Annotated in this window: 10 protein-coding genes; 9 read left to right on the top strand and 1 reads right to left on the bottom strand. The window is 43.4% G+C overall.

Annotated elements, in window-relative coordinates; translation table 11 throughout:
- Positions 1-53 precede the first annotated feature (53 nt).
- Positions 54-842 (bottom strand): Cof-type HAD-IIB family hydrolase, encoded by a 789-nt coding sequence (locus tag LRA01S_RS01500; protein ID WP_061773884.1) that lies wholly within the window; start codon positions 840-842, stop codon positions 54-56.
- Positions 843-881: 39 nt separating this feature from the next.
- On the opposite strand from LRA01S_RS01500, the gene LRA01S_RS01505 reads away from it, so the two are divergent.
- The 9 genes from LRA01S_RS01505 (at position 882) to tkt (ending at position 13,707) form a co-directional block, all read left to right on the top strand.
- Positions 882-3,239: an FtsK/SpoIIIE family DNA translocase gene (locus tag LRA01S_RS01505; protein WP_096824021.1), complete on the top strand. Its 2,358-nt coding sequence runs from the start codon at positions 882-884 to the stop codon at positions 3,237-3,239.
- A complete protein-coding gene (gene holA / locus LRA01S_RS01510; RefSeq protein WP_061773885.1) occupies positions 3,226-4,227 on the top strand; it encodes a DNA polymerase III subunit delta in 1,002 nt (333 codons plus the stop codon). Before LRA01S_RS01505 ends, holA begins: the two co-directional genes overlap by 14 nt.
- Positions 4,228-4,384: 157 nt before the next feature.
- Positions 4,385-5,530 (top strand): amidohydrolase, encoded by a 1,146-nt coding sequence (locus LRA01S_RS01515; protein WP_061773886.1) that lies wholly within the window; start codon positions 4,385-4,387, stop codon positions 5,528-5,530.
- A 267-nt stretch (positions 5,531-5,797) separates the two neighbouring features.
- Entirely contained in the window at positions 5,798-6,748 is a 951-nt protein-coding gene (glyQ, locus tag LRA01S_RS01520; protein ID WP_061773945.1) for a glycine--tRNA ligase subunit alpha, read from the top strand.
- Entirely contained in the window at positions 6,748-8,778 is a 2,031-nt protein-coding gene (glyS, locus tag LRA01S_RS01525; RefSeq protein WP_061773887.1) for a glycine--tRNA ligase subunit beta, read from the top strand. The genes glyQ and glyS overlap by 1 nt, the downstream gene beginning before the upstream one ends.
- A 29-nt stretch (positions 8,779-8,807) precedes the next feature.
- Complete coding sequence (locus tag LRA01S_RS01530; RefSeq protein WP_061773888.1) at positions 8,808-9,050, top strand: DUF896 domain-containing protein; 243 nt, start codon at positions 8,808-8,810, stop codon at positions 9,048-9,050.
- Between the two features lie 410 nt (positions 9,051-9,460).
- Positions 9,461-10,102, top strand: coding sequence for an HAD family hydrolase (locus tag LRA01S_RS01535; RefSeq protein ID WP_061773889.1), 642 nt, complete (start codon positions 9,461-9,463; stop codon positions 10,100-10,102).
- 35 nt (positions 10,103-10,137) lie between these two features.
- Entirely contained in the window at positions 10,138-11,634 is a 1,497-nt protein-coding gene (locus tag LRA01S_RS01540) for an FGGY family carbohydrate kinase (protein ID WP_061773890.1), read from the top strand.
- Positions 11,635-11,715: 81 nt separating this feature from the next.
- Entirely contained in the window at positions 11,716-13,707 is a 1,992-nt protein-coding gene (gene tkt, locus LRA01S_RS01545; protein ID WP_061773946.1) for a transketolase, read from the top strand.
- The last annotated feature ends 192 nt before the right edge of the window (positions 13,708-13,899 follow it).

The following is a 13,899-nucleotide window of genomic DNA, read 5'->3' on the forward strand; positions in this document are numbered from 1 at the left end:
CTATTATTATTTGAAAAAGGCTAGGACAAAATGTCCCAGCCTTTTTTGGATGGTTATAGCCAACCCCAATGTTTAAAAGCATTGATGATACCGTGGTCGGTGTTAGCAGTTGAGACAAAGTCAGCAATGGCTTTGAGGTCATCTATAGCATTTCCCATAGCAGTTGCATGGTCAACAGCTTCGAGTAGATGGAGGTCATTTGGGCCATCGCCAAAACCATAAGTTTCACCTGTAAAACCAAGCAATTCGACAACTTTTTTAATCCCTGTTCCCTTGTTTGATCCGGCATTGATGATATCAATCGAGTAAGGTGTGTTTTTGAAATAATTAAATTCAGGTACCAAATTTTGATAGTAGGTCACGTCAGATGCTTGGTCGCTGAAAATCAGGAGCATATTAATTTCATCTGTTAGATAGCGTGTATCGTTGACGACTGGTAGTGGTGCATCAGTATAGCCATAGGCATCTTTGACAAGATCTGTCATTTCAGAAACCCAATAACTGTCTTTATCATAAAAAGCAAGGGATTGATTTCTTGCGTCCGCTAATGTTTTCAGCCTATCGATACTTGCCACCGTCATTGGCTCGTGGTAAATTGTTTCCCCTTCAACGATGATGAATTGGCCGTTCATGGCCACAGCACTAGTGATGCCGGACTGAGCCATGAGATTGTCGAGTTCAAAATGGCCACGGCCTGTGGCAATCACAGGTAAGATACCGTTGTCGCGAATATGGTGGAGGGCTTGAATGACTTCTTCATCAAGTTGGCTTTGCTTGTTCAACAGTGTGCCGTCAAGATCGAAAAAGGCCATCGCATGATATGTCTTGTTTATATTTTCCATACAATTAGTATACCAAATTATGGTATAATTAAAGTAATTATGGCTAAAAAAACTCAGAAAAAAACACAAAAAAATAGGAAAATATCTAAAAAGGCACAGGCTGAACAAGCAGAAAGACGAAAACTCGTCGCTCTGTTTGTTGCCTTATTTTTGCTGATCTTTGCTGCAACACGTCTCGGAATGGTCGGAATTTCGCTCTATAATTTGATTCGTATCGCAGTTGGCAGTCTCGCCTATCCAGTAATCGTCGCTGGCATCCTTATGATCATCCTCCCCATCTTCAAAAAAGAATTCTCATCAGAACACCGTAAATCTGTCATCGGTCTGATTTTAATCTTTGTGTCAATGGTGCTAGGCTTCCAAGCGCATTTTGATAAAGTAATCGGCACTAACCACACCTGGGCTCTGGTTTCCAGTCAGCTTGTTAAACTGAAAGTGAGTGAATTTGTAGGTTCAGGGATGCTTGGACATGCTATCTATTCACCTTTGAAATTCTTATTTTCAGTCATCGGCGTTTATTTGATCGCTGGATTTTTACTTTTACCAGGGGTGTACTTTTTATCACCCCAATTTTGGCAGGCTATTTTTGCCAAGCTTAAAGCTGGCTCAGCAGATCATCATGTCAAACGTCAGGCAGAAAAATTAAGACGTCAGGAAGCGCGTGTTGCAGAAGAGGCAGCAGCTGCGGCAACTCAAGCACTTGAAGTAGCAAGTATTGCGCCAGAAGAACTAACGGCCCCGAGTGACTATGACGTCCTACCTTACAAAGAACCTGAGATCGTCATGCCAGACTACGAACCTGAAACAGGTGAAATTTTGACGCCAGAAGCGCCAACGGATGACGTGACACAAGCAGATGAAGTCGATGATAATCTGCCCATCGATTTCACAGCAACACAGGAAATGTCTCGGTATCAATTACCAGAGGCTTCCTTGCTTGCGCCAACACCAATCAAAAATCAGACTAATGAACGTAAAAATGTTCAACATAATATTAAAATACTTGAAACAACCTTTAAAAGTTTTGGGATCCAAGCAACAGTTGAATCGGCTGTCGTTGGACCATCTGTTTCAAAATATGAAATCAAACCGGCTACCGGTGTAAAAGTCAGTCGTATTTTGAATCTCCAAGACGACTTAGCTCTAGCCTTAGCCGCAAAAGATGTCAGAATCGAAGCGCCAATCCCTGGTAAATCAGTTGTCGGGATTGAAATCCCCAACTCTGAAGTTGCCATGGTTGGCTTTCGTGAGATGTGGGAAAATGCGCAGACTAACCCAGAGGATTTATTAGAAGTCCCACTTGGGAAAGCAGTTGACGGCTCGATTAAAACTTTCAACCTCGCCAAAATGCCTCATATCTTAGTTGCAGGCTCAACAGGATCTGGTAAATCAGTTGCGGTCAATGGCATTATCACCAGTATCCTGATGAAAGCTCTTCCGAGCCAGGTTAAGTTTCTCATGGTTGACCCTAAAATGGTCGAGTTAGATGTTTATAACGACATTCCCCATCTTCTCATTCCAGTGGTTACCAACCCACGTAAGGCAGCAAGAGCCTTGCAAAAGGTTGTGGACGAAATGGAAAATCGCTATGAACTTTTCCGTCGTGTCGGTTCGCGTAATATCGAAGGCTACAACGCTAAAGTCGAAAAATTCAACGCTGAAAATCAGGAAAAACAGCAAACCTTACCACTCATTGTCGTTATCGTGGATGAGTTGGCCGACTTGATGATGGTCGCTTCTAAAGAAGTCGAAGATGCCATTATCCGGATTGGACAAAAAGCGCGTGCGGCTGGGATTCACATGATCCTTGCGACACAGCGTCCCTCTGTTGATGTCATCAGCGGCTTGATCAAAGCCAACGTCCCAAGTCGTGTTGCCTTTGCCGTTTCATCTGGGACCGATTCACGGACGATCATCGACAGTAATGGTGCTGAAAAACTACTCGGTCGCGGTGACATGCTCTTCAAACCAATTGACGAAAATCACCCGATTCGCTTGCAAGGCGCCTTCCTCTCTGATGATGATGTGGCAAGCGTCGTTGATTTCATCAAAAACCAAGCCAGTGCAGAATATGACGAAACTTTTGACCCAGGTGAAGTCGCAGAAGATGATGCTAGAAACTTTGACAGCAACGGTGGAGCTAGTGCTACCGACTCTGGCGACCCCTTATTTGAGCAAGCCAAACAGCTCGTTATCGAAAGTCAAAAAGCCTCAGCCTCTATGCTGCAACGTCGCTTATCGACAGGCTTTAACAGAGCAACCCGCATCATGGAAGAGCTAGAAGCAGCCGGCATCATTACACCAGCTGAAGGAACGAAACCACGAAAGGTTCTAGTTGCTCATCTGGACGAGCCTGCGGCTGATTTGGAAAATGGAGGTTCTCATGACAGTATTTGATGAGCTATCTCGAGTATCAGCAGACAACCTGCCTCAATTCACTGTGATTTCAGGGGAAAATGACGATATCATTTCTGAGTTGAAGACACAGATCTTCCAGAAAGTCGGCTTTGACCCATCTGACTTATCTCAGGCCTATTTCGACATGACCGAGTCTGATCCCAATCTAGCCCTCGAAGAATTAGAAAGCCTCCCCTTTTTTGGGGACGGCATGCTTGTCGTCCTTGAAAATCTTTGGGATTTGACGACTACTAAAAAATCAGTCTTAACTGAAAAGCAGTTAACCCGTTTGGAAAGTTTTCTGGATAATCCACTTGAGACAACCAAGGTCATCTTTATCTTTCATGGTAAGTTGGACGGAAAACGTCGGATTGTTAAGAAACTCAAAAAACTCGCTTTTGACCTGGAAGCAACCGATCTGAAGTTAAATGATTTGACCAAGTATTTTGTAACGGATTCAGGTTTGCAACCTAATATCATCAATTTAATCATTGAAAAGTCAAATGCTAACTTCGCCATCATCAGACAGAATATCGAGATGGTTAAAACTTATGCGGATGACAGAGCGATCACGCCTGACGATGTCCAAGCAGCAGTCCCTAAATCCCTATCTGACAACATTTTCGACCTGACGGATTTGATCTTGAAATCGAAATTAGTCGAAGCCAGAGCCTTGGTTGCTGATCTGGTGTTGCAGGGAGAAGATGAGATTAAGTTGCTGGCGATTTTGACCACTAATTTTCGGCTGTATTTTCAAATCAAGCTTTTGCTAGATAAGCACTATACTGACCGCCAGCTGGTTGAGTTTTTGAAAATCAATCCTTTTCGTTTGAAATTTTTGGTTGGGCCAGCGCGTGCCAGAAGTAAGGCATTTTTGGCTCAAGCCTTGCGACAGTTGATTGATATCGATTTCAGAATCAAGTCAGGTCAAGCCGATAAGAAATTCCTTATGGATATGGCCCTGATTCGTTTAGCAGGTATAAAATAAGCTAAATACCGTGATGCCAAATAAGCGTCACGGTATTTTGTTTGGCAAAAGGGTGGACTAGACCATTTCTTTGTTAAAAGCTACTCAAACATGATACAATGGACTGAAAGTTATCTCTATTTTGAGGATAAATGACACAGAAAAGGAAGAGCTACAGATGACCATTTCAGCAGACCACTATGACGAACTCGTTACCATCCGCCATCATATTCATGAAAATCCTGAGTTATCAGGTCAGGAATTTGAAACGACAGCCTATCTTAAAGCCTATCTGGAGGGCTTAAATATTGAGATTTTAGAGATAGGTCTCAAAACGGGGTTGGTGGCTCAAGTTGGTCAGGGAGAACCTGTGATTGCCTTGCGTGCAGATATTGATGCGCTCCCGATTTTAGAAAATACTGGCTTATCATTTGCCTCTAAGAATGCTGGTGTCATGCATGCTTGCGGTCACGACCTGCACCAAACTAGTCTGTTAGGCGCTGCCAAAATTTTGAAACAGCGTGAAGCTGAGTTAAAGGGGACGGTCAAACTGATCTTTCAACATGCTGAAGAAGCACATTTTGGTGCAAGTGAAGTTTTAGATACAGGTATTTTGTCAGATGTCCAAGCCATCATCGGATACCATAATATGCCGACTTTACCTGTTGGTCAGATTGGGATCCGTGCCAAAGGGGTCATGGCTGCAGTTGATCAATTTTTCGTGACCGTTACGGGCGTCGGTTCCCATGCAGCCTATCCGCATGAAGGGGTGGATAGTATTGTGGCGACCAGTGCGATTGTATCGAGCTTACAGCAAATCGTGTCGCGTAATATGGATCCGCAACGTGCTGTTGTTGTCTCTGTTACACATATGACAGCAGGTAATACATGGAATGTTTTGCCGGATACTGCCATTTTTGAGGGGACGATTCGGACCTTCAATCAAGCTGATCGCCTACTTGCTAAACAGCGTTTTTATGACATCGTTGAACATGTTGCCAAAGCTTATGGGGTGACAGCTGAGATTGACTGGATTTTAGGGACTAATGTGACCTATAACGATCCAGAATTGTCTAGCTTTCTATTTGATGAGACAAGTCGTTGGCATGATGATGTCGTGGTGCCTGAATTGTCAAATGCAGGTGAGGATTTTGCAGCCTACCAAGAGCATATTCCAGGCGTTTTTGCCTTCATTGGCAGTAATGCACCAGGAAGCCCAGGCCTCCATTTTTCAGATATGACAGTTAAAGATGAGACACTTCCTGTTGCTGTTGACTATTATGTGAATAATACCTTTGCTATTTTGGAAAAGTTGGGGAAATGATAAAGAAAATAATCAGGATAAGATAATTATCTTGGGTAATTTTGACAAACAAGCGTAAATTTGTTAAAATATCATAAAGCAATGAAACCAAGTGGCGCGGGTGGAGCTTGAATTGAATATGAGCGCTTGATTGATAAAGCAATCAAGAATTCAGGTGGAACCGCGTCGATAAGGCGTCCTGATACTAGAACACAATGTGTGTTGAGTGTCAGGGCGTTTTTGTGTTCTATGCAACATTTTAAATGGCAAGACAGTCATAATGGAGGAATTATGTCGAACAAACTATCATTTCAAGAAATCATCCTAACACTCCAAGAATTTTGGAGTAAGCAAGGTGCTAATCTCATGCAAGCCTACGATAACGAAGTAGGGGCAGGCACTATGTCGCCTTATACTTTTTTACGTGCCAATGGTCCAGAACCGTGGAACGCTGCCTATGTGCAACCATCACGTCGCCCAGCAGACGGTCGCTATGGGGAAAACCCAAATCGCCTGTTCCAACACCACCAATTCCAAGTGGTGATGAAGCCTTCACCTAAAAATATCCAACAGCTCTATTTAGATAGTTTAGCAGCATTGGGCATTAATGCCCTAGAGCATGATATTCGCTTTGTTGAAGATAACTGGGAAAACCCATCAATGGGTGCTGCTGGGATTGGCTGGGAAGTTTGGCTGGACGGGATGGAAGTGACGCAGTTCACGTATTTCCAACAAGTCGGCGGGATTGAAGTCGATTCTGTGACGTCTGAGATCACGTATGGTCTTGAGCGTTTGGCGTCTTATATCCAAGAGGTTGAGTCAGTTTATGATCTAGAGTGGGGTAATGGCGTGCTTTATGGCGATATCTTTACGGAGCCTGAGTACGAACATTCTAAATTTGCCTTTGAGGAGATCGAAACGGATACTTTCTTGACGCTATTTGATACTTATGAAGCGCAAGCGACGAAATTACTTGATTTGGGTCTCGTGCATCCGGCCTATGACTTCATCTTGAAATCAAGTCATACCTTTAACTTGCTAGATGCGAGTGGTGCAGTTTCTGTTACTGAGCGTGCGGGTTATTTGCACCGTGTGCGGACGATGGCACGTAAAGTGGCGCGTACTTTCATCAATGAGCGCGCGAAACTTGGTTTCCCACTCTTAAAAGATTCAGAACTACGCGATAAATATCTGGGAGAAAATGGCAAATATGCAGAAGTTGCTGGAGGTGACAAATAATGGCAAACTATTTACTTGAAATTGGCTTAGAAGAAATGCCAGCGCACCTTGTAAGTGCTGCATCTCAACAACTGGCAACGCGTGTGGCAGACTTTTTGACAGAAAACCGCGTGACCTTTGAAAGTGTCACTAAATTCTCAACACCACGCCGCTTGGCTGTCTTGGTCAATGGTCTAGCAGATGCTTCAGCATCAATCGACGAAGAAGTCAAAGGCCCATCAGCCAAAATTGCCAAAGATGCAGAAGGCAACTGGTCAAAAGCCATCCAAGGTTTCTCGCGTGGTCAAGGTGTCACACCAGATGATTTGGTCCTAAAAGGCGATTATTACTACGCCAATAAACACATCGCTGGCATCGTAACAGCTGATATTTTGACAAAAATCGGCAGCGACGTCATCAGCAAAATGAACTTCTCGACCTACATGAAGTGGGCCAACAATAACTTCCTTTTCGTCCGCCCAATCCAGTGGCTCGTCAGCTTGCTCGACACAGACCTCGTGCCATTTGACCTGCTCGACGTCACAGCGAGCAACGTCACGCACGGCCACCGGTTCTTATTCGACGATACAATTGTTTTAGAAAATGCGTCAGATTATGAAGCAAGTCTGAAACAAGCTTTCGTCGTAGCAGATGCAGACGCTCGTAAAGCAACTATCCAAGCACAAATTGCAGCGATTGCCAAAGCAAATAGCTGGGAGATTTACCTAGAACCAGGCCTCTTAGAAGAAGTCAATAATTTAGTAGAATATCCAACAGCCTTCGTTGGTGATTTTGATGCCAAATATTTGGAAGTGCCTGAAGAAGTCCTGGTCACATCGATGCGCGAACACCAACGTTATTTTGAAGTGCGAGATTTAGCTGGTAATCTCCAACCGCATTTCATTTCAGTCAGAAACGGGAATGCTGAGCACATTGAAAATGTTGCTAAAGGGAACCAAAAAGTTTTAGTTGCGCGTCTTGAAGATGCTGAATTTTTCTGGCGTGAAGACCAAAAACTTAAAATTTCTGACTTGGTTGAGAAACTCAAAAAAGTCACTTTCCATGAAAAAATCGGTTCAGTCCATGCCCATATGGGACGTGTGAAGCTGATCGCTGAGAAATTACGTCAGCAAGCTAATTTGCCAGCAGATTACGATGCAAAACTTGATCGAGCTGCTGATATTTACAAATTTGACCTTTTAACAGGAATGGTCGGTGAGTTTGACGAGTTGCAAGGTGTCATGGGTGAAAAATATGCCCGACTTGCAGGCGAAGATGCAGCAGTCGCAGCAAGTATTCGTGAACATTATATGCCAACATCAGCTGACGGTGACCTGCCTCAAACTGAGATTGGTGCTGTCCTTGCCATCGCAGATAAACTGGACACAATTTTAGCCTTCTTTACCGTTGGCTTAATTCCAAGCGGTTCAAACGATCCCTATGCCCTTCGTCGTGCGACAGCAGGGATTTTACGAATCATTGAAGCACAACAATGGGACATCGAGCTAGACTCGCTTATTGACGAACTTTATACACTAGACTTGAATGGTTTCAGTTATGACCGCAAAGCTGACGTTATGACCTTTATCAACGGTCGTGTGGCTAAGATGCTTGAAGGCACAGCACGCTATGACATTATCGAAGCAGTATTAGCGACTGATTCGCTTGATGTGGCAAGTTTAAGAGCTGCAGCTCAAGCCATTGATGCGAAAACAAGTGATGCTGACTTTAAAACATCAGTCGAAAACTTGTCGCGTGTCTTTAACTTGGCAAGTAAACTTGAAGCAGCACCAGCACTTGACGAAAGCCTCTTTGAAAATGCGTCTGAAAAAGCTTTATTTGCAGCTAACCAAGCCTTGACATTGACAGACGACAGCACACAAAATATCAGTGATTTATTCGCCTTATCAGCACCAATCAGTGATTTCTTTGATAATACCATGGTCATGATAGACAATCAAGCCCTTAAAAATAACCGCTTGAGCTTGCTTGCTGATATTTCAGGAAAAGCAGGACAAATCGCTGATTTCACCTTGATTAACACCAAATAATCAAGACTAAACATACGAGGAGGAAATAAATGGTAACACCTCAAGATATCGCAAGAATTAATGAACTTGCCCGCAAGAAAAAAGCAGAAGGCCTCACAGAAGCTGAGAAAGTCGAGCAGGCTGAACTCCGTCAAGCCTATATTTCTGGCGTTAAATCTAGCTTGCGCCACAATGTCGAGTCAATCAAGGTCGTAGATCCTGAAGGCAACGACATCACACCAGAAAAAGCGAAAAAAGCACAATTTGATAAAGGCTTGCGAGATACTTTATAAACACCAAACACAAAAAAAGTGAATGCTAGAAGTTAAATTCTGGCATCTTTTTTTTATAGTCATATTCTGATCTACCCATAAATTTAGATTTTAGATAGATCGTTAAGTAAGATGATTTATTTTGACAAAAATGCTATCATTCGGCACTATTGAGTTGAAAGACTGTTTTTATTATAGTATCACATTGAGTAAATCCCACCAGACAAGTTTGCTTTATACTGGTTAATTCAGTATAATTTGAGGAGATGGAAGCGCTGACAAATATAAGCTTTTTGATAGTAGCTCATCATTTGACTTGGGGATTCAGGAACCAATCTCAGATTTACTAGCATCACTTGAAAATAATACGGAAAGAAGATGACGGTTATTAAAAAGAAAAAAATCAACATGGCAAACATCATCTAAGGGCAATCTGCTTTGACTTAGATGGTCTTTTGCTTGATACGGAACATACTTATCGGGATGGTTGGCTCTATGCTTTTGAAAAGATGGGGATTGATAAAAATGCCTACGACATTGACGCTTGGTCAGGTCTTTCTTGGCTACAAACTCGGACGATGCTAGAAGCAGAATTTGGCGCAGCCATGGTATCAGAAATTCGTGAGGCACGTGAATCCTATATTTTACAACAAATGACCGAAGGACAGCTACCAATCAAAGCTGGCGCTCCTGAAGTCTTAAAGGTAGCCAAGAAAAAAGGTCTGAAACTTGCAGTTGTTAGCTCGACTGTCAGTAGTAGAGCCTTGCCTTTGCTTGGAAATGCAGGTTTACTAGCTTATTTTGATGTTAAAATTTTTGGAGATGAGGTGATGAAACATAAACCACTACCTGATCCCTATTTGACTGCACTCTCGAAATTAGGTGTCCATGAGTTTCAGGCTATCGCTGTAGAAGATTCTTTTACTGGCGCCTTTTCTGCGACACAAGCAGGTTTGAAAGTCTTTCTTGTACCTGATTGTAGTTTTGATAAAGTCTTTTCCGATGCAGAACTAGCACAGCTCAATCTTTTAGGCATCGGTAAAGATTTGCACGAACTTGCTGATATGATATGATATGATAAAGGTACAAATAAACTAAAGGAAAAAACATGGATTATTGGATTGGCATTGACATGGGAACGACAGCAACGAAGGCTGTCTTATATACAGAATCAGGGACGATAGTAGCAACACAATCAATCATTTATACGCTTTATCGGGATCCGTCAGGAATGGCTGAAGAAGCACCAGAAGACATTTTTGATGCGGTCGTGGGTACCATCCGTGCGGTTTCTGAGAAATTGACAGTTGCCGATAAACTGTGTGCCATTGGGTTTTCAGCTCAGCAACATTCTTTGATTGCTACAACCAGTGATTTCAAGCCCTTGACGCGCGTGATCACTTGGGCAGATACCCGTGCTAATGCCGCAGCAACCGCCTTACGAAATGCCGATCAGGGACATAATATCTTCATGAGAACTGGCACACCTATTCAACCCATGTCTCCTTTATCAAAATTACACTGGCTCAAGCACGACCAGCCAGATCTCTTTCAAGCGGCAGATCATTTTATGGACATCAAGACTTATGTCTTTCATCGCTTGTTTGGTGTCTACAAGCTTGATCTGTCGCTTGCTAGCGCAACCGGCCTCTATCATTTAGAAAAGCAACAGTGGGATCAAGATATTTTGGACTTGCTAGGGTTATCGCTGGATCAGCTGCCAGAGATCGTCTCGCCTTATGCCTTTGAATTGGGCTTATCCTTAGCTGATGCTCAGATGATGCACATCCCACCAGAAACGCCATTTGTCTGGGGTGCAGCTGATGGTCCTATGTCCAATCTCGGCGTGGCTGCCATTCAACCCGGCATTGCGGCCTTGACCATTGGCACATCAGGCGCTATTCGTGTCATGACCAATCGACCCATTGTTGACGAAAAGATGAGGACCTTTACCTATGCCCTAGATGAAACCCATTGGGTTGTTGGCGGTGCGACAAATTCGGGTGCATCGGTGCTGGCTTGGTTGAAAGAAAAGATCTTTGACGATCGAATTACTTTGGATACCATGACACAAATGGCGGCAAGCATCTCAGCGGGGAGCGGAGGCTTGATTTTTCATCCCTACCTAGGTGGTGAACGCGCACCGATTTGGGACGCGACGGCAAGGGGCTCTTTTTTCGGCCTAGGCTATGAACACGGTCAGGCAGAAATGACCCGCGCCGTTTTAGAGGGCATCAGCTATAATATACATGCGATTGCAGTTGCACTTGAAGAAGTCGTCGGTGAACTCAAACATATTCAAGCGACGGGTGGTTTTACCAACTCTGAAATCTGGCTACAAATTTTGGCTGATATTTTTGACATGCCGATTCATATCCCAGATAGTCAAGAAGCTGGCTGTTTAGCTGCCGTAATTCTATCGCAAAAAGCGCTGGGGGTCATGGCAAGTTTTGATGAGGTGACTCAACTTGTGACGACGCGAGCAGTCTACACCCCTTTAACAGAGCATTTATCTACTTACCGTGAACTAGAAGCACTCTATACTGACTTACTCACGCATTATCAAACGACTTATGGTAAACTCTCAGAATTTAAAAGAAGGTAAATTTAAAACCTTGTTCGGAAAATTCTGTAAAAAAATATGGTATAATTTTATTAACTTGAAAAAATGAAAGGCTATCCCAACATGACTTTTGACAACACTGATCAACTCGCGGTCAATACGATTCGCACTTTGTCTATCGATGCCATCCAGAAGGCAAATTCAGGTCATCCTGGACTTCCGATGGGTGCTGCACCTATGGCTTACGTCCTTTGGAGTAAGTTTCTAAATGTCAATCCGTTGACGCACCGTGATTGGTCAAACCGTGACCGTTTTGTCCTCTCTGCAGGTCATGGTTCTGCCATGCTTTACTCGCTTTTGCACTTGGCAGGCTATGATGTGACGATTGACGACCTCAAAAACTTCCGTCAATGGCAAAGTAAGACACCAGGTCATCCAGAAGTGGATTGGACAGATGGTGTTGAAGCAACGACTGGGCCGCTAGGTCAAGGGATTGCTAACGCTGTTGGTCTTGCGATGGCTGAAGCACATTTGGCTGCGACTTACAACCGTCCTGGCTACGAAATCGTTGACCACTATACCTATGCGCTCAATGGTGATGGCGATTTGATGGAAGGTGTTTCGCAAGAAGCCGCATCTCTCGCAGCTCAGCTCAAATTAGGTAAACTTGTTTTGCTATACGATAGCAATGACATTTCATTGGATGGCCCAACTTCAAAATCATTCCCAGACGATATTAAAATGCGTTTCGAGTCATATGGCTGGCAACATATTTTGGTCAAAGATGGCAATGATTTAGAAGAAATTGAAGCAGCCATTACACGTGCCAAAGCTGAAACTGATAAACCAACGATTATTGAAGTTAAAACAGTCATTGGATTTGGTGCTGAAAAACAAGGGACTTCGGGTGTCCATGGTGCGCCATTAGGCCCTGATGGTGTCGCTTTTGCTAAGAAAAACTATGGTTGGGAGTACCCTGACTTTACAGTCCCTGCAGAAGTGAATCAACGTTTCCTTGAAACGCTTCGTGCGCGTGGCGAAAGCCTTGAGCAAGTTTGGCGCGAAACTTTTGATGCCTATGCCAAAGACTATCCAGAGTTGGCCAAACAATATGCGGATGCTTTCAGCAATGTCACACCTGAGCTTGACTTACCTAAGTATGAGCTTGGTACATCAGCTGCTAGCCGTGTGACGTCACAAGAAACGATTCAAAAATTATCAGCACAAATGCCAAACCTTTGGGGTGGATCAGCTGACCTTTCTGCCTCAAATAATACCATGGTCAAAGTCGAAAGTGATTTTGAAGTAGGAAATTATGCTGGTCGCAACATCTGGTTTGGTGTGCGTGAATTTGCTATGGCAGCAGCCATGAACGGTATTGCCCTTCATGGTGGGACACGTGTTTATGGCGGGACATTCTTTGTCTTCTCAAACTATCTATTGCCAGCTGTTCGGATGGCTGCCTTGCAAGATATCCCTACTGTTTACGTCTTGACACATGATTCAATCGCTGTCGGTGAAGATGGCCCAACGCATGAACCAGTTGAACAATTAGCAAGTGTCCGTTCAATGCCAAACCTTAACGTCATTCGTCCTGCGGATGGTAATGAAGTGATTGCAGCATGGCGTCGTGCAGTAACTGAAACGAAACGCCCAACGGCTTTGATTTTGACACGTCAAAACTTGCCAGTTTTACCAGGTACAGCTGAGCTGGCTGAAGCAGGTGTTAACTTTGGTGCTTATATCATTTCACCTGAGCAAAAAGATGCTGATCTTGATGGGATCATCATTGCGACAGGTAGTGAAGTGAAACTTGCCATTGATACACAAGCTGAGCTTGCTAACGACGGGACGAATGTACGTGTAGTCTCAATGCCTGCTCAAAATATCTTTGATGAACAATCAGCTGCTTACAAAGAAGAAATTTTACCACTTGCCGTGACGAAACGCATGGTCATTGAAGCGGGTACGAGCTTCGGTTGGGGTAAATATATCGGTCTAACTGGTAAAACATTAACCATTGATACTTGGGGCGCTTCAGCACCAGGCGATAAAGTCTTCCAAGAATATGGCTTTACAGTTGAAAATGCTGTGAACATTTACCGTAGTCTGTGAGCCGATTGTTAATTCCCAAATAAACTTTAAAAGAATAGGCTATGACCGATTTTCGATGTTAATCGTAATCGATCATAGTCTATTTTTAGTATAATTTTTTAAAAATTGCTTAGCTGATGTCTTTTGTCCCAGTCTCTTCTTTGATATCCGAAAATACAATATTTTTGTTATTTAAAGCTATTATTTGTTAAA

The sequence above is a fragment of the Pseudolactococcus raffinolactis NBRC 100932 genome (assembly GCF_001591765.1).
Classification (GTDB): domain Bacteria; phylum Bacillota; class Bacilli; order Lactobacillales; family Streptococcaceae; genus Pseudolactococcus; species Pseudolactococcus raffinolactis.